Origin of the sequence: Prevotella melaninogenica (genome assembly GCF_003609775.1) — a bacterium.
Classification (GTDB): domain Bacteria; phylum Bacteroidota; class Bacteroidia; order Bacteroidales; family Bacteroidaceae; genus Prevotella; species Prevotella melaninogenica_A.
The window spans coordinates 1,716,016-1,737,294 of sequence record NZ_AP018049.1 but is presented as its reverse complement, the minus strand read 5'-3'; the positions used below and the strand labels follow the sequence as shown (position 1 = coordinate 1,737,294).

11 protein-coding genes are annotated in these 21,279 nt (G+C 40.3%); 9 read left to right on the top strand and 2 right to left on the bottom strand.

Annotated features, from left to right (window positions below; genetic code table 11):
• Positions 1 to 598: 598 nt before the first annotated feature.
• From PMEL_RS07005 to lgt, 3 genes are all read left to right on the top strand, one after another.
• Positions 599 to 1,408, top strand: a complete 810-nt coding sequence (locus PMEL_RS07005; RefSeq protein WP_120174578.1) for a DUF3108 domain-containing protein — start codon at positions 599 to 601, stop codon at positions 1,406 to 1,408.
• Between the two features lie 302 nt (positions 1,409 to 1,710).
• Entirely contained in the window at positions 1,711 to 2,814 is a 1,104-nt protein-coding gene (ychF, locus tag PMEL_RS07000) for a redox-regulated ATPase YchF (protein WP_120174577.1), read from the top strand.
• A 72-nt stretch (positions 2,815 to 2,886) separates the two neighbouring features.
• Positions 2,887 to 3,729, top strand: coding sequence for a prolipoprotein diacylglyceryl transferase (gene lgt, locus PMEL_RS06995; RefSeq protein ID WP_120174576.1), 843 nt, complete (start codon positions 2,887 to 2,889; stop codon positions 3,727 to 3,729).
• 863 nt (positions 3,730 to 4,592) lie between these two features.
• On the opposite strand, the gene PMEL_RS06990 is transcribed toward lgt, so the two are convergent.
• Together PMEL_RS06990 and PMEL_RS06985 are read right to left on the bottom strand one after the other, a co-directional pair.
• On the bottom strand, positions 4,593 to 6,188 hold the full coding sequence (locus tag PMEL_RS06990) for a DUF6377 domain-containing protein (RefSeq protein WP_120174575.1): 1,596 nt from the start codon (positions 6,186 to 6,188) through the stop codon (positions 4,593 to 4,595).
• 173 nt (positions 6,189 to 6,361) lie between these two features.
• On the bottom strand, positions 6,362 to 9,265 hold the full coding sequence (locus PMEL_RS06985) for a right-handed parallel beta-helix repeat-containing protein (RefSeq protein WP_120174574.1): 2,904 nt from the start codon (positions 9,263 to 9,265) through the stop codon (positions 6,362 to 6,364).
• A gap of 1,455 nt (positions 9,266 to 10,720) precedes the next feature.
• Here PMEL_RS06985 and PMEL_RS06980 point away from each other — a divergent pair.
• From PMEL_RS06980 to PMEL_RS06955, 6 genes are all read left to right on the top strand, one after another.
• Entirely contained in the window at positions 10,721 to 11,227 is a 507-nt protein-coding gene (locus PMEL_RS06980; RefSeq protein ID WP_120174573.1) for a DUF5004 domain-containing protein, read from the top strand.
• A 136-nt stretch (positions 11,228 to 11,363) separates the two neighbouring features.
• On the top strand, positions 11,364 to 12,584 hold the full coding sequence (locus tag PMEL_RS06975) for a hypothetical protein (protein ID WP_120174572.1): 1,221 nt from the start codon (positions 11,364 to 11,366) through the stop codon (positions 12,582 to 12,584).
• A 59-nt stretch (positions 12,585 to 12,643) separates the two neighbouring features.
• Positions 12,644 to 15,580: a SusC/RagA family TonB-linked outer membrane protein gene (locus PMEL_RS06970; protein ID WP_120174571.1), complete on the top strand. Its 2,937-nt coding sequence runs from the start codon at positions 12,644 to 12,646 to the stop codon at positions 15,578 to 15,580.
• A 39-nt stretch (positions 15,581 to 15,619) separates the two neighbouring features.
• Positions 15,620 to 17,182 (top strand): RagB/SusD family nutrient uptake outer membrane protein, encoded by a 1,563-nt coding sequence (locus tag PMEL_RS06965; RefSeq protein WP_120174570.1) that lies wholly within the window; start codon positions 15,620 to 15,622, stop codon positions 17,180 to 17,182.
• Positions 17,183 to 17,676: 494 nt separating this feature from the next.
• The gene (locus tag PMEL_RS06960) at positions 17,677 to 18,909 is read left to right on the top strand and encodes a glycoside hydrolase family 71/99-like protein (protein WP_120174667.1); all 1,233 of its coding nucleotides are present in this window, start codon (positions 17,677 to 17,679) and stop codon (positions 18,907 to 18,909) included.
• Positions 18,910 to 18,929: 20 nt separating this feature from the next.
• Entirely contained in the window at positions 18,930 to 20,951 is a 2,022-nt protein-coding gene (locus tag PMEL_RS06955; protein WP_120174569.1) for a glycoside hydrolase family 97 protein, read from the top strand.
• The last annotated feature ends 328 nt before the right edge of the window (positions 20,952 to 21,279 follow it).

Sequence of the window (21,279 nt, the reverse complement as noted above, 5' to 3'; positions counted from 1 at the left end):
CAATACTATATGGCAATGTAATTAGTGGTTAGCACCATTGGTGTTAACGCTCCGCACATAATGTGCTGGGCATCAACACAACGTTTAAAGATGGCATAAAAAGTGATTAGAGCTATTATAATACATCGTAGAACACGAATGATTAATTTATAAGGGAACATTTATCAGATAATACTTATACAGATATTGAACTAATAACTGTTGATAACTCTGTGGAAAACTATGTTGATAACTATTTTATAACTCTGTGGATATCCACACAAGAACAGAAGAAGAAGCTTCTATGTGGATATCCACAAGGTTATTAATGCAGTTTTAGAGAAGTTTTACACAACTTTCATATCAAAAAAGATATAAACTTATTATCTTTGCATCAATTGTGGATAATGTGGATAACTTAGTATAGTACCTGAATATCAAACGGTAGATATGAGAATAACTTGTTAATAAAGTTACATCTAAGTTTGATAACCATTCTGGCAAGAAAATGGCTAAAAAGTTCTGCACTAATCCACAGCCTATCATACTAAAACATTTTTTTTTCTTTTAAAAGAGAAATAAAGAATAATATTAAAGTTGAACGGATAAAACGGAGAATATGAAAAAGTTGAAGATTTATATAGTTTGTCTCTTTGCGATGATTGCCATCAGTGCAACCGCACAGTGTACATTCCGTAATACGGCGTTTAGCAGTGGAGAGTATCTAACATACAACCTTTATTATAACTGGAAGTTTATTTGGGTAAAGGCAGGTACGGCTTCTTGGTACACGGTTTCCTCTACTTATAAGGGTATTCCAGCTTATCGTGCTTCCCTGACAACACGTGGTAATGGTAAGCTTGACGATTATTTCGTATTGCGTGATACGTTGCTTGCCTACAACTCAAAGCAGATGGAGCCACTCTACTTCCGTAAGGGAGCAAGGGAAGGAAAACGATATACGGTGGATGAGGTATTCTACTCTTATCAAAATGGTAAAAGTAAGATACGCCAACATAGAATCAATAACGAAGGAAAACATCAATGGATGGAGAATACATACGATGATTGTTCTTTCGATATGATGAGTATCTTCTTGCGTGCACGTAGTTTCAATCCAGAGAACTGGAAGAAAGGTGAGGTGGTGAAGTTCCCTATCGTAGATGGAAATAGCCGTCATCCTGCTCGCATTATCTATGGTGGTAAGGAGAATATCAAAGCCGACAATGATCATAAGTATCGTTGTTTGCGTCTCACCTATTATGAATATGAGGATGATAAATGGCGTGAAATAGCCAACTTCTATGTAACAGATGACAGCAACCATATCCCTGTTCGTCTTGATATGCGTCTGAAGTTTGGTTCAGCTAAGGCTTTCCTCGTTTCAATGAAGGGTATTAATAATCCTATTACATCAGAGGTAAAATAGCAAAAGTTTAGGTTAGTTCTTTTCTTATATATAAAGAATAAGGTCTTATAAAGGACGATATAAAACTATTCCTTATACTTATAGGGGTATAACGTAACACAGGCGTTATACCTCTATAATCGTATCATAGAGTTGAGATTGAGTTTGTTTGTAGCCCACCTTATTTCCACTTCTTCTCGCTTATATCGAATTAATTATGTAATTTTGCAGATAATAAGCAGCATACGGAAAAGAGAATGAATACTTCTTCTGTGTTCGTAAGCCTTATTTTTGGACAAAAGAAATAAACATTTATTTAAGATATGGCATTAAAATGTGGTATAGTAGGACTGCCAAACGTAGGTAAGTCCACACTTTTCAACTGCTTGAGCAGTGCCAAAGCACAAGCAGCTAACTTCCCTTTCTGTACAATTGAGCCAAACCTTGGCGTAATTACTGTTCCAGACGAGCGTCTGAACAAATTGGCTGAGATTATTCATCCAGGACGAATCGTACCTGCTACTTGTGAAATTGTCGACATCGCAGGACTTGTTAAGGGTGCTTCAAAGGGTGAAGGATTGGGTAATAAGTTCCTTGGTAATATCCGTGAGTGCGATGCTATCATTCATGTAATCCGCTGTTTTGAGGACGATAACGTGGTACGTGAGGGTGGTATGGCAGTCAACCCAATTGAAGATAAAGAAATTATCGATACTGAGCTGCAGCTTAAAGACCTTGAAACCATCGAGGCACAGCTTGCTAAACAGCAGAAAGTTGCTGCTGCAGGCAATAAAGATGCTAAGGTAATGGTATCTGTCTTGGAGGCTTATAAGGAAGTCTTAGAACAAGGTAAGAATGCTCGTAGCGTTGAGTTTGAAAGCAAGGAAGAACAGCAAGCAGCGCACGACCTCTTCCTTCTGACAACAAAGCCTGTACTTTACGTTTGCAATGTAGACGAATCAAGTGCTAAGACAGGCAATGAATATAGTCAGATGATTGAGAAGATTGCTGCTGAAGAAGGTGCTGAAGCAATGATTATCGCGGCTAAGACAGAGGAAGATATCGCTTCTTTGGAGAGCTATGAGGACAAGAAAATGTTCCTTGACGAGCTTGGATTGGAAGAAAGTGGTGTGAGCCGACTCATCAATAAGGCATATCATTTGCTCAATCTCCAGACCTTTATCACCGCTGGTGAGATGGAAGTAAAGGCATGGACCTTCCATAAGGGGTGGAAAGCTCCGCAGTGTGCGGGTGTTATCCATACCGACTTTGAGAAGGGTTTTATTCGTGCAGAGGTCATCAAGTACGACGATTACATTAAATATGGTTCTGAGGCAGCTATTCGTGAGGCTGGTAAACTTGGCATCGAAGGTAAGGAGTATGTTGTACAAGACGGTGATATCATGCACTTTAGATTTAATGTATAGCCCCTATTTAACCCCTCTCTACACAGAGAGGGGATAATTATTGGTGCTATCTTCACTTTTAATAGTATAACTATGAACAATCTACTTTATATTGCATGGCAACCAAGTGAAGAGATATTCCAGCTTGGTCCCCTTCCTATTCGTTGGTACGGAATGTGTTGGTTGGTAGGTCTTGCCTTGGGATATTTTATGATGCAGTGGCTTTTTAAGCGTCATAAATTTCCTCCATCACAGTTTGATCCACTCTTTCTCTATGTCTTCTTTGGCGTATTGCTTGGTGCCCGCTTGGGTCATTGTCTCTTTTATGAGCCAGAGGAGTTCCTCACTTCTTGGAAAGGAATCATGACTATCTTTATTCCTATTCGTGAAATGGCTGACGGTTCATGGAAGTATGTGGGTTATCAAGGACTCGCATCGCATGGTGGAGTGGCTGGATTATTGATTGCCCTCTTCCTTTATATTCGCAGGACGAAGATGAATACGTGGGTAGTACTTGACTTTTTCGGTATCGTATCAGGTATCACAGCTTGCTTTATTCGCCTTGGAAACCTGATGAATTCAGAGATTATAGGTAAGGTAACAGACGTTCCTTGGGCATTTATCTTCTATAATGTAGACGATAAACCACGTCATCCAGGACAGCTCTATGAGGCAATAGCCTACTTAATTATCTTCCTTTTTATTTATTTTATATATAGGAAATATCCTAAGAAAGTGGGTACAGGACTTTATTTTGGACTCTGTCTTGCACTAATCTTTACCTTCCGTTTCTTTATTGAATATACTAAGGAGATACAGGTAGCCTTTGAGGCTGGTTTGCCAATCGATATGGGTCAGATATTGAGTATTCCTCTTATAGCTCTCGGTGTATGGTCAATCCTACGCTCAAGAGGTAAAGAAAGTAAACTTCCATAACATAGTTCTGATAACGAATTACGATAATTGCACGAATATCCATTGATTAGGAATATTCGTGCAATTCGTTTTATATATTGTAATTAACGTCTAATCAATTCGATATATTCAAATAATTAGGTTCTTCCGTTAAATGCGTAAATTGTTAATAGAATGAGATTAATCCACATAAACGGAATAATTACCCCCATTTAGATAGTTTTATAAAGGGGGATAAACTATATGATAAACGTAATTAGCTGCGATATCGATCTGTCTTCTACAAACAACTTATTCCCCCATTAGTTGAAGTTTGTAAACTATTTTCATGTGTTTCAAAACCAACACATGCTCTTTTGGCTTCTAAAAGACGCCCAATTGACTTGCAAAAGGTGCCCTTTAAGACCCTTACTAACGCCCTTTTGAAGTCCAATTAAGCACCTTTTATTTTACTACTTAGTAACTACTTGATTCTCTGTTGATTGCATACCTACTTCTTATATGTGTTTTTGGCGTTATTTATAGATATTTTCTTTGAAATTATGTAATAATTTTTCAAACTCTTGTCTACAAGTTTTCGAAGTCTTAAAATGAAAAGATTTTCAATGAAAGAGGATGATAATAGGATAGAATGTTGATTGTCTTAGTCATATTTTTGTTTAATGAGCAACCTCGGCTCTTACGTTAAAGCAATGCGAAAAGCGTCCACACATTTAACGGAAGAGCCAATAATTAGCATCATTTATCGTATTTATATAGTAACAATCAAAGCATTGTATCGAATTATTTTCATGAACATAATTTTTTAAAACTATTCTTTGAAAGCTTAGAAATGACTTTTTCCTCTCTTTAGGACCTATTATAAGGACCTTAGAACGGCTTTTTTATATCTCCATAATATGGCTTTCAAACTTATCATTATCAATGTGTGAACGGTTCTTTACACGTGTCTTATAAGTGTTAATGGTGTGTACAGAGTAGTTGAGGAAGCTTGCTATACGTTCAGAATCATTGATACCCAATCGGATAAGTGCAAAGATACGCATCTCTGTAGTAAGTTGTTTCCTATCGAGAGGCTTTTGATCTGGTTCGTCAAAGAGTTCGTTGTATCGCTCAATGAAATGTGGGAAAAGCTTCAAAAAGGTCTCATCAAAATCCACAAACATCGACTTTCTTTCTTCTCCTAATTCACTCTCTTTTAATGAAGAACGCAAGTCTTCAAATCGATGCATGGAAATCTTGCGGTCAATAGAACGATAAAGTTTCTCGACCTTATTGATGTATTCCGAGTTGATATAGAATGATCTACCAATGTATTCATCTTTAATTTTATTCACCTCCTCCAACTGTTCGTTCTTAACTTCCAACTGTTGGTTTCGTCGTGCGATAAGTGCTTGTGCCTTCTTCAGCTTTATCATTTGTCTACGGATAAACCATCCTGCCATCAATAATCCAATGACAAAAAGGATAAAGATTATTGCAGCCATAGCAATAGCATTGCGTTGTCCCTGCATTATCTTGTATCTATCCTGTTCAATGATAGGTAATACGCTGCTAACCTCAATCACACGCTGTCTTGCTCCATAGAAGTTAGCATTTGCGAGTGACTCTCTCACGTACTCCGTAGCGTGCTGTATGTCTCCTTCTTTATAGAGAAGATTAGCCAACGTACAAAGAGCAGTAGTCTCTCTGACCACCCCTTCGTTGTCATATATGGCTGCTTGTGCAAGATAATCCATTGCTTGATCATTCTCTTTTAGAAAGAGATAAATCCATCCGATACAAGAAGTAACAATCGCTTTGTGGTGCAAATCCACTCCTTTCCTTTGTAAAAACTGCTTGAAAGTATCGAGAGAAGCCTCGTATTTCCGTTCTTTCATTTGTTTCATTCCTATCGCATAGAGCCATTCCGTAGAGCCTTCTGGAAGATAATGGAGCAAAGAATCAGTATATATACCTGCTTGTTTGACATACTGACTCTGGTAGGGTTCAGTGCGTGTATAGTCAGATACGTCATAGTAAAGGCGTGATGCCATTGTGTAATAAAGCTTTCTTGTATTGGGATTAATTCCTTCCGTGTGAATAGAGTGCAGTTCGTTGAAAGCCTCAGTGTACAATCCAGCAGACAACAAGCAGAATACTAAGTCACAATGTGCTTCAACCTCATAGTCAGGATTCTTCAGTCTACGTGCTTCAGAAAGCAAATGATTAGCATAGGCGTAGGCAGAATCGTATTGATAAGATGAATATTCTTTAAATAGCTGTCGGTTTATTTCAAATCTGTCTTTCGCTGGAATCGTTTTCAAACGGCCTTTTAATCGTTTGATTTTTTCAAGTTTTTCATGCTCAAACAGCTTCTTTTTTTCCAAACTTTGGTCGAGTTGGTTTAATCGTTCTTCCCATTTCTCATTGTTTGCAATACTGAATAAGGGAATAACAAGCAAGAATAATGACAGATATAACTTCATAAGCGTATTCATCTGAGGTATTGTTCGTTGATTATCAGATATTTTTAATCATCTAATCTAGATGCAAAAATAAATCTTTTATTAATAACTACAAAAAATATCGACTGGAACTTCTGTCCAGCCGATACATTATTTGTCCTATGGGAAAATATGTATTAGATACTTCCCCATAGGCAGCTTGGATATTATCTTACGATGATTTTCTTTCCCTTATGGATATAAAGACCTGGTTTCAGACTCTCCTTGGATGTTGTAATCTTATTTCCTTGTAGGTCATAGTAGGCTTCATCCACAACTGTCTTACCTGTCAAACCCTCGATACGATTGGTTTGATTAAGGTTATTCAAGTCGTCAGGTGAATTGATTTCAGCCTCAGAAAAATATTTGATAGCACCTAATGGAATCTTTAATTCAATACTCTTCTTGTTGGCATCGTCACTTCCATTCACCTCATCTCTATAATCGTGTGTGTCATTTACCCATGCGGTGAGCGTATGAATACCATTTATTGCAGTCCAAGTATTCTTTCCATTCGTACCACCAGTTGCTGAAAGTGTAATCTTCTGATGTGACTTCAAACCGCCATAGTGCTTGTCGTTCCATGTGATAACGTTAGTATTGCCATCTATCTGGAACTGTACACCGAGCTTTGTACCTGCTGGTACGTCTTTATCACCTGCATTAACAATCGTTGCTGTGAAGCGTACTTCATCGCCTGCATTGATAGTTTTTTTGTCAAAAGCAACCTTTGTAACAACGAGGTCATAGCCTCCCGTAACAGGAGTATAGTCTTCGTTGTTATCCTTTTCAGTCACATTAAACTTCTTCTCACGACTGTTATTATCTCTTGTTAACTCATCAGTAAGTTTATTACGATAGTCAGCTTCAGCCTTTACAGTGTGTCCTCCAGCTGTTGCTTTCCATGCTGATTGAGTTGTAAGGATGATGGTCTGCTTTGCTTTCAGTCCATTCTTATAGCTTGCGGTGACGAAACTTTGCTCGCCATCAACGGTTATCTTCACACTGATATTTACACCAGCAGGAATGTCAATATTACTTATGTTCTTAAGAGCAAACTTAAAGATAACATCGTCTCCTTCCTTCAGTGAAGTATTACCTTCGGCATTCTCCCATCGTAAACCTTGTAAAGCAATGTCATACCCTTTGATACCTTCCAATGGATTGACGATACCTCCTTGCTGACTTGTGTCTGCTTCGGGGAAATCTGGTACTTTATACGTAGCGTCACTCAGGTATTCATAACCGATAGCAGCCGCACGGCTCTTGTTATTATCTGTCCATACAGGCCATGTCTGGTTGTTTTTAATCTTATCCTCACTGACGTTTGCAATCTTAATACCATTGCTAAACTTCACGCCATCGACGTCTAAACGAATCGCACCAGTAGAGTGTTCCCATGTAGAATACTTGGTTGTCTGTCCTGCAAGAGAAGCACCAAGAATCTCTGTGTTCTTAAATTCAATGCCTGTTGGGCCTGACATAACACGGATAGCATCGAAAGGAGAGTCATAAATCTTCGTATTATTGAAGACTACATTGCGTACACCACCTTTGATATCAATGGCAGCTAAGTCCTCATGCCAGCTGTCATCGTTGGTTCCACAGCGCACAAGAATATTGTTATCAAAGCTAATCTTCTGTGTATTCTTATATTTTGGACCAGGGAATACATCATTCAGATGAATACCCGCAGCCATGAACATATCAGCAATATAGTTATTATAAATCTTATGACCATCACCACCATAGATGGCAATACCGCCTGCACGCCAGATGAGTTCAATGGTATTGTAAGCGAAGGTGTTGTTCTTTTCGTCCATAGCACCCATTGTTTCATCGTTCCACATTGCCAAACCATCATCTCCGTTGTTACGAACACTACAATTATAAACTGTTGCATTAGATGTTCCTTGGCAGAAGTTCACACCGTCAGCGAAGTTATTACGGATACGACAGCTGATAATCTTAACACCATTGCTATAATCTACTTTACCATTGTAATCGCCTATCCAGAAGCCACACTCAAAGTGATCTTCCCATACATGATGGATAACACTTCCGCCCTTGAAGACATCCATGAAGCATTTATACACTGCTTGCTGGTTATGACGACTTCTCAAATTAGAGTTCAAATAGAGGTTACAGATTTCAACATTGTTGCAGTAGCCATCTGGTCCGTGTGATCCATTACCGCCAGAGATACCACCTCCGAAACGATTCGGATTCGTAAACTTAAGGTTGGTGTACCACATACCAGCACCAGTAATCTTTACATCGGATGCAAAGATGTACCAGATACCGCTCAACTCAAATGTTCCAGCAGGAATATAAAGAATCTTTGAGCCTGCGTCAGCATCCTTTAAAGCTTCCTCAAAAGCCTTTAGATAATCATTCCCTTTGACATACTTGCGATATTTAGCATCTGTAACACTCACCGCACCAGCAGGGCATTCAATCTCTTCTGGCACAATCTCGGTCTCAATGAAGTCTACTCCATATTTATAACCATTGGCACCAGAACTCTGAATGCGGATTCTATCGCCTGCTCGAAGTGTCTTATTAAGAAGGAAGTGGGTCTCATCAAAGGCAAAACAAGCTGGTCCACCATCATCTTTATCAGCTGGATTACCACCAGAAAAGTACTGATACATATAATAAGACGTCAGATTAACCGTCTGCACCTTCTTGTCATTTACATAGACATCCAACGAACCATTCAATCCCATTCCGTCAGGAGAATCAGGCATTGTAAAGCGCAATGTCACACCATTAGCATCTCCCTTCATGGTCCACTCGGCGTAGGAACCATTAGAAGGAAGGTCAACATAAGACTGTCGAGAAGCCTGTGAAGCTATGTTCTTACGGTCCCAAGTAGGAGAGGTCTTCAAGGTGGCACCTCCTCCAAGCCTTGCTGTTTCAGAGTCATAACGTGTGTAAGGCATCAAAGCACCCACTCGTCCCTTAGCATCAGCTGATGGGATATTCCAGTCATCAGCGTAAGATGCCTTTGACACCATCGTACAAGACAATAGAAGTGTCAGAGCAATAAATAACTTTTTCTTCATCATATTACTTGATTTAGTTTTTATAAAAGGAGTTTTTGAGATTATACTTTATGATGACAAAAATAGGGTTTTCATGCTATAATGTAAAGTTAAAAAAGCCAATTACAAATCTTTCAAGTGCATGTAAATATTATTATCTTGATTATCAGTTAATTATAAGTATATTAATTGAGTTTAATACAAATAAAGTCTGCGTCTTAGAAAGAGTAAATAGGGCATATACTGCCATATTTCCATTGAATAACAAGGTTATATTATAGGGTGATGACCTTTAAATACAAGGTATTGATAATTAGTTTATTATGTTATATATGGGTACTTATATAGCTCTATTTTCTTTATATTTATAAATGACAAGCCTTAAAAATAGTTGACATCAGCATTATTTTCAGTAATTTCGCTATCAGAAATGATAATAAACGCTTGGTATTTTTACCTAATACAATAAGAATTGTTTGGTTTTTGTTCAGTGGAATATAGACCTATTAGATTAATGAATTAAAGTTAGGTTTAGTTTAACGGAGTGCAAACTTCAGAATGATATTTGGTATATATATTTGTTATTTGGGTAATTTAAGTAATATAGATTTAATTAGACGCATTTTATAAGTTAATTAAAGAAGATAGAGCTTGTCGTGAGACAGGCTCTATCTTTTTGTTCTCTATTCTGCTAAGTACATGGATTGTAAATAGAATAAAGGCTTATACACTTGTATGGTATTAATATCTCAAATCAGATGGTCTTTCAAAGTGGGATTAGTTTAAAGCTATAATGCACATAAGTAAAATAAATAATTAGGTCTATCCATTAGCATATTTATTTTTCTTCTACAAACTATTTATTCCCTTATTAGTTGGTATTTGTAAACTATTTTTACGTAGTTCAAAACTAATACATGCTCTTTTGGCTTTTAAAAGACGCCTAATTGACTTGCAAAAGATGCCCTTTTGAGGTCTAACTAACGCCCTTTTGAAGTCCAATTAAGCACCTTTTCTTATACTACTTTATAACCAACTGATTTCCTGTTGGTTACAAACCTACTCATTATGTGTGTTTTTGTCCTTATTTATAGAGGTTTTATTTGAAATTATGTAATGATTTTTCTATACCTTGTCTGTAAGGTTTGAAGTATTAAAATGAATACCATAGTAATAAAAACTATATTTTTGTGATCTAATGAAAGCCTTGAGTTAAATGTTAATAATTGCATTTCTTTTAGCTGAAAGTTTGTTGTTTTGAGGCTAAGAAAGGGCTAAAAAGGTAATATTCAAGTTATATTATTTGCTCTATACGATAATAGAGATAGTTTGATTATCAGTTATTTATGATTCAATATAGCTAATTTACGTTTATACAATTATCAGTTTTCTTTACTTAATGAATAATGATAACTAACTTTGCCAATAAAGAAATAATCAACAAAAGTAAAAATTCAATAACTAAAAACAAGATTCACTATGAGAACAATCAGAGATAATTTGTTCGCTATTGGGCTACTCTTTTCTACGGCAATGGCGTTCACGGGATGTTCTACAGTTGATGACGGAAGTTTCACAGCACCGATAACGCTGAGCGAAAAGATTGGCGGTAAGTGGGTTGTTAACTCTGTTCTGCAAACTGATGAGGCGAATGCCCGTACAAAGACATTGACAGACCTACTCGATTTTAGTACGTTTGTCATCAATCTAAACCAAGATGAAGCTGGTAATCCTTCGACCTTCACGATAGAAGGAAGTGCACCACTTTTGTTGCCAACAAGTGGCACATGGAAGATGGATTACAATTTCACAAAGAGTGATAACACGCCAAGTCGACTCCTTCTCAATGACGGAAAGGCCGAGACAGCACTCACTGTAACGGCAGTGCCGGGTAATACGAAGACGTTAGAATATCGTTTGACACGCAAGACAAACGGCCAGCCTTTTGTTTCTTACACTTATAATCTGACGCAGGCAGTAAAGTAAATTTGGAGTTTGGAAGTTATCAGAACTTATTCTCTTGGGCTTATCAAGGCTTTAAAGTTTTCCTTTTCAAGGACTTTTCTATAAGTTACAATCTTATGTTATTACTTCCTAACTCCCCTAAAATAACAGAATCAATATGAAGAAGATATTATTTGCATTGATGTGCTTGTTCCCCTTGGCATTGTTTGCTGATGGTGTAGAACTACCGAAGGCACCAAAATGCTGGACAGTTCCTGCTGTCTTCACGGCTGATGAAGAGGTTACTTTCTATTATGATTTGACCGATGTCGGTTTTCAGGAGGGTGTCGACCTCTATCTATGGGCATGGCAACCAACTGAGCCAGATGCTGGTCATGGTGGCAATTCGTCTGACTTTGCAAAGTTGGAATACGTTGGTAACAACATCTATAAGAAGACAATGGTACCGACACAGTATTTTAACAGCGATGTATCAAAGTTTGAGGACGATGCTTGGCCAGGCTTTTGGCAACGTCTGAAGACGAAGGATGGTAGTATGTGGTCGGGTGTTTTCGCAGCTCCTGACAGCCGTTCTGAGTTTAAGGAGTTTAAGAAGTCGGGTGATGGAATCCGTTTCTTCAGTGGTAAGAAAGATAAGGGTTTCACCGATAAGTTCACCTTAGACGAGCCATTGACGGTAGTTTTCAATCCTGATGTATATAAATTAGGTGAGAAGACACTGACAGAATTGGCAAAAGATGCCGACTTCGTAGAGTTTGCTGCACACTCAGGTTTGAACGATTGGACCGTACAACAGACCTTGGATGTATGGCGTCCTGCGGTGTTAGCAAAGACAGGTTTGAAGAAACTTTCTAATGGTTTGTATGTTTGGAATGTAGGTGTTCCAAGTGAATACTACGCTTATAACCCACAAGATGCGGGTCAGGCAGATAAGCCAACTATCCTTGCTGATCCCGATGAAAAGGCAGCTTTTCAGCTTGAAAATATGACTTATCTTATCATAAAGGTTATTAAGGATGCTGCTGGAGCTAACCAATGGGGCGTGAATAGTGGTGATCAAAAGCAGAAGGCAGGTACGGCTACTCCTTATCCAGACCCTGTTTTCTCTTATTTCCCAACACGTCTAAGCAGTAAGGATATCCTTACCTTGACACGTGAATACAATGAGCGTACGGCTGGTGACTTGAAATATACAATCGTTGCAGGCACAAAGACGATTACTGGTACTATGCCTGGCGTGCGTGATAAGCGTGAGGCAACACTCGACTTAAACAAGGAGTTGCAGGGAGTAGAGGCTTCTGAACTGAAGGTAACAGTAAAGGATCAGCATGATAAGACGGTTGTTACATCAACAATACCGCTCGTTGTGGCTGATTAATAACGGAAGGGGAGAGATTTACCCCTTATCTTATTCAATCCATAAAAGCATTAAATTCTATGAAACTAACAATAAAAAATAAACTATCAGGACTCATCCTCTTTGCGTTGATGATGTTCTGTAGTCAGGTATCAGCGCAGGATTTTACTGCTACTGGTACGGTATCCGATAGCGGTCATGAACCACTTATTGGCGCTTCGGTGAGTGTTGTAGGCGGTAAGGTGGGTGCTATCACTGATATTGATGGTAATTTCAGTATTCAGTGTCGGCAAGGTGATATGCTCGAAATCACCTATGTGGGTTATACAAGTCGTAAGGTGCAGGCAGGAAAAGGCTTGAAAATAGTGATGGAAGAGGATGCCAAGACGCTTGATGAGGTTACTATTGTGGGCATTGGCTATGGTAAGATGCGCAAGAGTGACCTTACGGGTGCTATTGCCTCAGTCAGTTCGAAGGATATGAAACAAGGTGTTATCACCTCTACTGAGCAGTTGTTGCAAGGTAAGGTAGCTGGTCTTTCTATCGTACAAAGCTCTGGAGCTGTCGAGTCGGGTGCTTCTATTCGTCTTCGTGGTGGTACATCTTTGTCGGCAAGTAATGGTCCTTTGGTTGTTGTAGACGGTATTCCGGGTGTTGATATCAACTCTGTTCAGCCTTCAGAGATTGTCAGCATGGATATTCTCAAGGATGCCTCTGCTGCGGCTATCTATGGTTCTCGTGGTGCAAATGGTGTTATCATCATTACTACCAATCGTCAAGGCTCTGACACTGAGGTAAATACTGTTCAGTATAATGGCTATGTTGCCTTAGCTTCTGCAGCCAAGATGCTCGACTTACTATCGGCAAATCAGTGGCGTAGTTACGTTCGTTCAACAGGCAATATGAATGCTTTAGACTTCGGAGCAAGCACCGACTGGCAGAAAGAACTTATGCGTACGGCTATCTCTCATGGGCATAATGTTAACTTCTCATCGTCAAAGAAGAAGCATGGATATCGTGCCAGCTTCACTTATAACAACAATGAAGGTGTTATTAAGAACAATACTATGAACCGACTTGCAGGTTCTCTCTCTGCTTATCAGACTGGAATGAACGGGCGTTTACGCTTGGATGAGGGTATCAATACCAACTTTGACAGTTGGCATCCAGTCGACAACCGTATCTTTGAACGCATGACTAACCTTCAACCAACCTTCCCTGTCTATAATCAAGACGGTAGCTATGCTCAATTCAATGGTACTAACACAGAGAATCCAGTAGAGTTAAACAACAACAGAACCGAAGATCGCAAGCGTCATCGCTTCTTAGGCTACTTGAAGGCAGAGCTTTCTCTTCTCGAAGGATTGGTAGCTACGGTCAATACATCCTATGAATTCAACTCTGTTAAGTCGGGCTTATACAAGCCTACTTACGCTCGAATGGAGGGACAGAGTGAGCATGGATGGGGTCAAAGAATCTATGATGACTATACAAACAAGCAGTTAGAGCTTTACTTAACATACGATAAAAAGTTCGCAGACATCCACCATTTGAATCTTATGGGTGGTTATTCTTACCTCAATAACACCTATGAAGGCTTCAGTTCTACCCGCTCTGGCTTTGATTCTGATGCTTTTGGATATAACAACTTAGGTGCAGGAACAGATCACAGACAGGGAGATGTGGGTTCTTATAAGGGTGAATCAAAACTCATTTCGTTCTTTGGTCGTGTGAACTACAGCCTGATGGACCGCTATATGCTTACTGCTACACTTCGTAATGATGGTTCTTCTCGCTTCGGTCAGCACCATAAGTGGGGTGTATTCCCTTCTCTTTCTTTGGCTTGGCGTATCTCTGAAGAGCCTTTCATGACTTCAACACGTGAGTGGCTCGACAACTTAAAGCTTCGTGCAGGCTTCGGTGTGACAGGTAATCAAAATGGTATTGGCGAATATAAGTCGCTTTCTATCCTCTCTGCAGCAGGTTCAGCCTACTACGATGGGACTACGGGAACATGGAAAAACTCCTATACACAGATTCAAAACCCTAATCCTGACCTTAAATGGGAGTCAACAGCACAGTGGAACCTTGGCCTTGACTTCTCTCTATACAATAGATTGAATGGTACGTTAGAACTTTACTATAAGAAGACTTCCGACCTCCTTTGGACTTACCCAGTGCCACAACCTCCATACCTTGTGGGTACGATGTTGGCGAATGTTGGTGACTTAGTAAATAAGGGATTTGAGCTTACTTTGGGTTATAAAGCAGTCCGCACGAAGGATTGGACACTTGATGCTAACCTCTCTCTTGCCTACAACCATCAGGAGATTACGAAGCTTTCTAACGACCAGTATCAGGCAGTAGGACTTCAAGCAGGCCCATTGCACAGTGTTCGTGGTATGTCAAACACCTACGCACAGGTTATCAAAGAGGGCTTTCCAGCAGGTGCCTTCTGGGGTCCTCATTGCACAGGAATATCAGAAGATGGCAAGTATATGCTTGAGAAAGACGAGAATGGAAAGGTGAAGGAAGGCTATTTAGGCTCAGCAATGCCTAAGTGGAACCTTGGTCTTTCACTCAATGCAATATGGCGTGACTTCGATGCAAGCATAGCTGCTTACGGTATGTTTGGACAGAAGGTACTGAATGTTAGCCGCATGGTGATGTATGATCCAACACGCTTCCCATCACAGAACACCCTCGACGACTTCATGAAGAGCGGTATTACTGATAATCCAACTTTCTCTGATTACTTCATAGAGAATGGTGATTTCTTCCGTCTACAGTCTATCACTTTGGGTTATTCTGTTCCGCTGAATGCAGTGAAGAAGATGGGTCTTAGTCGTCTACGTTTCTATGTGACAGGCGAAAACCTCTTCTGTATTACAGGCTATAAGGGTATCGATCCAGAAGTAAGTGTACCAGATAACGTACTGAACTCACCAGGTATTGACTTCTTTAATAGTTACCCACGACCACGCACTTTCTCATTGGGTGTCAACATTGGCTTCTAATCTTACCGTAACATTCAACATTATAAGAACATAATTATTATGAAACGATTGAATATTAGCATATCAAATATCCTTCCTGGACGGAAGACTTGGTTAGGAGTAGGACTGCTCTTGGCAATGGCTTCCTGTACTGACCTTAACGAACAACTCTACGATAAGGTGTCGCAAGATGACTATGGAAAGACTTCTTCTGAGGTAGCAACCATCGTTGGAGGTGCTTATGCTACGCTCCGAGGCTATGGTTCTGGTACTCCTGAGGGCGCAGGTATCATCTGTTATCCTACTTGTGAGTATGTCTTCTTCACACAGGAATGCTCAAGTGATGAAGCATGTATCCCAACCCGTGGTACAGACTGGTATGATGGTGGTCGCTATCAGCAGTTCCAACGTCACAATTGGGATGCTAAGAACTCTGGTATCCTCTCTGTATGGCGATATAACTTCACTGGTGTTTCAAAGGTGAATGCCATCATCTATCAGGTAGAACAGAGTGGACTGACCACAGAGGACAAGCAGAAAGTGGAGGCAGAGTTGCGTGGCTTGCGTGCTTACTACTATTACAACCTGCTTGATTGCTTTGGAAACGTACCTGTTGTGACCGACTTCACGCAGAAGGAACTCCCAACGAATACTCCGCGTAAGGATGTCTTTGCCTTCATTGAGAAGGAACTCAAGGAGATCATTCCACTCTTGCCTTCTGGCATTACCTATGGTCGTTTTACCCAGAACGTTGCCAATATGCTCTTAGCACGACTCTATCTCAATGCCGAGGTGTTTACTGGTACGGCTCGTTGGCAGGACTGTCTTGATGCTTGTAATAAGGTTCAAGGCTATTCGCTGACAGCAAATTATAAGGCAAGTTTCGCTATTCAGAACGAGAAATCTCCTGAAATCATCTTCGCAATACCTTACGATCACAAGCAGGGAACCGTAGGTAACTATCTTGCAAGTATGACTTACCACTATAACCAGAAGTTGGCTTTCGACCCAGCTGGCGTTTATCAGTGGTGTGGTAACGGTATCTGCGCACAGCCGGGACTCTATTCATCATTCGATGCGAAGGATGTACGTCGCCAAAGTCTGCTCATCGGTCAGCAATATAGTGCTAAGGATGGTTCTGAAGTACTGATGGATGATGGCTCACCATTGAACTATACGGAGGAGATTGACAACTTCACCGATGCTACAAAGAATGCTGGTGCCCGTCTGAACAAGTACGAATGGAGTGCTAATGACTCTTGGGAGCGCGATAACGACTGGGTACTAATGCGCTATGCAGAGATTTTGATGATGCAAGCTGAGTGTAACTTCCGTTTGGGTTACACCTCAACAGCACTCACTTATATCAATCAGATTCGTAAGCGTGCAGGCCTTGACGACCTCACAACGCTCACCCTCGACGATCTTGACACAGAGTGGAAGCACGAGTTTGTATTTGAGAATCTGCGCCGTACAACCAACATCCGTTTCGGAACTTACTTCAAAGCGTGGTGGGAGAAGCCAGCTGATCCTGCCGACAAGCATACGGGTATCTATCCAATTCCACAAGAGGAGTTGAGCAAGAACCCTAACTTAAAGCAGAATCCCGGTTACGAAAGTTAATTTTTGAAGGGTTTAGTGTTATAAAGATGCCCAATGGTACGGCAGGGATTTTAGGTCCATGCAGTTGCCATTGGGTTTTAAAGGCTTTATTAGAGAAACTTTATATAGCTTGGAATAAGCTACTAACGCTTACGAAAACAGCCCCTTTTATGATGCAACAACCCATGTAATATCAAGTTAATAACATGACTTTCTCCTATAGAAAAGCTGTCTGTGGCAAATTACTTTCATGAAGAAAAATATTTTTCATCGTGAAAAGAAATATTTTTTTTCATGAAAATAAATATTTTCTGTCATGAGAATAATTCGGAGAAGATGACTTTTTATACTATTAGAGTTCACCTTTATGGTATTTAAAGTTTATCTTTGTGCTAACGAAAGGGCATCTTCTTCAAAGCAATAGAAAGTAGGGTCGAGGTGGCAACGTAATAAGTAAAAAATTACCTATACCTACTTAAAGAATGGGAAGGTCAGCTAAGAGAACAATAGACAAGATGAAGTTGAAATCAGTATTTACATTTGCAGCTGTCTCAGGATTGCTTTTTGCGTCTTGTGCAGACAGCTATGAGGGTGCACCTAAGAAGACTGAAGGCAGTCAGCAGACTATGCAAGTCGTGCCCGTTGCTGTTACAAAGTCAAATACCATGCAGGTATATGCACATTATATGCCTTGGTTTGAAACCACCACATCCAACCCTAAGAACGAAGGAAAGTGGGGTTACCACTGGACAATGAAGAACTGTGACCCTAACAAGACCGATGCTAACGGCAAAAGACAGATAGCTTCACACTATTATCCACAGACGGGTACTTATGCAAGTGGCGATGAGGCTGTGTTGGATTATCAGTGTTTGCTGATGAAATATGCTGGATTAGATGGTGTGATGGTCGACTGGTATGGTATTAATAGTGATAATTCAATTGCCTTACATAAGTCGAATACCGAAGCACTCTTCCGTGCTTTGAAACGTGCAGGGCTCAAGATGAGTGTCGTTTATGAAGACAGAACACTCGAAGGAGTGACAGATAAGGTTGGAACAGTACGTCAGGACTTACGTTATTTAGCTGAGAACTTCTTTAAAGATGATAGTTATGTGAAGGTTGAGGGTCGTCCATTGTTATTAGACTTCGGTCCTATTCAGATGGAATCGCCAAAAGATTGGTACCGTAGTTTCTCTATCCTCACCACAAAACCGATGTTCCTTGTACTGGAAGGAAAGATGGGAAGCGTTAATAATGCTACTTATTCAGACAATGCACAAGGTGTTTATACGTGGGTAAATCCTAATCCTAACTATGCTATAGCTAAGGATTATAAGTGCTTTGTAGGCGGTGCTATGCCTGGTTTCTGGGACTATTACAAAGAAGGTGAGGGTGGTACAGGTTATCAAACCTACAGTGCTGAGAACGGAGCGTTGTTCCAGAGACAGCTTGATGCAGCCCGACAGGCAGGTCTGAAGTATCTGCAAATAAGCACATGGAACGACTATGGCGAGGGAACTACTATCGAACCAACCTTGGAGTATGGGTATAAATACCTCCTCATGTTGCAGAAGTTCACTGGCGTAAGCTATCAGCAAGCCGACTTAGAACTTATCTATCGCTGGTATCAAGCACGTGTTGCACAACCTAATAATGCGAAGATAAAGGAGGCATATAATGCCCTTGTACAGTTAAAGACAGCTGAGGCAAAAGCCTTGCTTGATGCTGTTAATGGTAAGAATTAATATTATTAAAATCTCAATAAATGAAAACAGAACGTTTTAAAAATCTCTTTTTAGTGCTGTGCTTTGCACTCCTTCCAATGGCAATGATGGCAAAGCAGGAAGCTACGGTGAGTTCACCTTCGGGCAATCTTACATTGACAGTAGGTGTTGATAAGGCTGGACGACCTTATTATTCCTTACGTCGTGGAGGGGAAGTAATCCTTCTCCCTTCAGCTTTGGGAATGAAACTGAAAGATGGAAGTCTTGATAGTGACTTTCGTGTTGTGGCTTTTGCAAGAGCTACAAAGGACGAAACGTGGCGCCAACCATGGGGAGAAGAAGTCGATGTGCGCAACCATTATAACGAGTTGACTATGAAGTTGGCACAGAAGAAAGGATTGCAGCGACAGCTGAATATCGTCTTCCGTGTCTTTGACGATGGTATGGGCTTCCGTTATGTGTTCCCAGAGCAAAAGCAGTTGAAGGACTTTGTCATCACGGATGAGGCTACAGAATTTTGCTTTAAGGGTGATTCAGAGGCTTGGACATTGCCATACGATGCAGCTTACTATGAAGGACTGTGGACAAAGGAACATCTTAGTAAGAAGGGAAAGGTGTGTACTCCGGTTACTATCGAGGCAAAACCAAACCTTTATATGATGCTTCATGAAGCGAATCTTACTGATTATGCTTCGCTGAATGTTAAGCCTGTGGAGACAAAAGATGGTAATGTAAGATTGAAGGCTGAGTTAGTTCCATGGTCAAATGGCGACTTGGTGCGTGCAAAAGCTCCTTTCGTCAGTCCTTGGCGTATGTTGTCAGTGGAGAATAAGGTGGGCGGTTTGATTACAAACCGTGTCATGTTAAACCTCAACGACCCTTGTAAGATTAAGGATACATCATGGATTACAACAGGAAAGTACGTCGGTGTATGGTGGTCTTACCACATGCAGACAGCAACGTGGGCTCCCGGTCCTAAGCATGGTGCCACAACCGAGAACACAAAACGCTACATCGACTTTGCTGCAAAGCATGGTTTCAAGGGCGTATTGGTCGAAGGTTGGAACTATGGATGGGAGAACGACTGGGGTAAGGAAGGTGATAAATTCAACTTCACAAAGGCTTATCCTGATTATGACTTTGAGGGATTGCAGAAGTATGCACTGTCAAAAGGTGTTTCACTCATTGCTCATAACGAGACAGGTGGTGCTGCAAAGAACTACGAAGATCAGTTAGAAGAAGCCTTCTCTCTCTATGAGAAGATGGGTATCAAGGCTATTAAGACGGGTTATGTCAATAATCTAATGGACGATAAGGAGCACCAACACTCTCAATATGGTGTACGTCACTATCGCAAGGTGATAGAGGCTGCAGCCCGTCATCACATTATGGTGGTTAATCATGAGCCTGCTATGCCAACAGGTTTACAGCGTACTTATCCAAACCTCATTGCCAGTGAGGGTGTTAGAGGACAAGAGTGGAATGCTTGGGACGGCAATGGTGGCAATCCTCCTTACCATCTTTGTGTGCTTCCTTTCACCCGTCAATTGGCTGGACCGATAGACTTTACACCAGGAATCTTTAATCTTGAAGGTAAGGTTTTTCCTAATACGCATCCACATACAACACTTGCTAAGCAGTTGGCTGAGTATGTTGTTATTTATACTCCATGGCAGATGGCAGCCGACGAGATCGAAAACTACAAGGACCAACCAGCCTTCGCTTTCATCGAGGCGATGCCTTCTAACTGGCAAAGAATAGTTGTTCCAATGGCGGAGATAGGGAAGTATATTGTTACAGCACGTAAGGATCACGATAGTGAGAACTGGTTTGTAGGAGGTATGAGTGACGAGAATGCACGTGATATCAAGTTGAAACTCGACTTCCTTTCACCTGGTACAAGTTACAAGGCTATCATCTATAAGGATGGTCCTGATGCTGAATACGATAAGAATCCATACTCTATGACGATTGAGCAGCAGGTGGTTAACAACGAAACAGTACTTAACTTGCACTTGGCTAAGAGTGGTGGTTTTGCCATTCAGTTGGTTTGTTTGAAGTAAGAAAATACTTTCCAAGATGATTATCAAGCCTTGATGACAAGATTATTGGGGCTTGGTAATCATTTTTTCTTTTGTATTATTGGGTAAATGTCTACCATTATGTAATTGGTTATTAATGCCTTATTATATCTCTTATCATGTCAATAATGATTCTTCATAACCCTTTTCTATCTTCGTGTTGATATCCCGCACATAATGTGCGGAGGGTTAGCACGAGTGGTGCGGGGCGTTAGCACGGATGGTGCGGAGTGTTAAACACGATGCAATACGTTGTTAGTATAGTTATTGTATAGCATAGAAAGAGTAGGAAAGAATCCTATTTTAAGTT

Excerpts from the sequence above, each read along its gene's own strand:
- PMEL_RS06985 (WP_120174574.1), bottom strand. The coding sequence starts at position 9,265 with ATGATGAAGAAAAAGTTATTTATTGCTCTGACACTTCTATTGTCTTGT.
- PMEL_RS06970 (WP_120174571.1), top strand. The coding sequence starts at position 12,644 with ATGAAACTAACAATAAAAAATAAACTATCAGGACTCATCCTCTTTGCG.
- PMEL_RS06955 (WP_120174569.1), top strand. The coding sequence starts at position 18,930 with ATGAAAACAGAACGTTTTAAAAATCTCTTTTTAGTGCTGTGCTTTGCA.
- PMEL_RS06965 (WP_120174570.1), top strand. The coding sequence starts at position 15,620 with ATGAAACGATTGAATATTAGCATATCAAATATCCTTCCTGGACGGAAG.
- ychF (WP_120174577.1), top strand. The coding sequence starts at position 1,711 with ATGGCATTAAAATGTGGTATAGTAGGACTGCCAAACGTAGGTAAGTCC.
- lgt (WP_120174576.1), top strand. The coding sequence starts at position 2,887 with ATGAACAATCTACTTTATATTGCATGGCAACCAAGTGAAGAGATATTC.
- PMEL_RS06990 (WP_120174575.1), bottom strand. The coding sequence starts at position 6,188 with ATGAATACGCTTATGAAGTTATATCTGTCATTATTCTTGCTTGTTATT.
- PMEL_RS06975 (WP_120174572.1), top strand. The coding sequence starts at position 11,364 with ATGAAGAAGATATTATTTGCATTGATGTGCTTGTTCCCCTTGGCATTG.
- PMEL_RS06960 (WP_120174667.1), top strand. The coding sequence starts at position 17,677 with ATGAAGTTGAAATCAGTATTTACATTTGCAGCTGTCTCAGGATTGCTT.
- PMEL_RS07005 (WP_120174578.1), top strand. The coding sequence starts at position 599 with ATGAAAAAGTTGAAGATTTATATAGTTTGTCTCTTTGCGATGATTGCC.
- PMEL_RS06980 (WP_120174573.1), top strand. The coding sequence starts at position 10,721 with ATGAGAACAATCAGAGATAATTTGTTCGCTATTGGGCTACTCTTTTCT.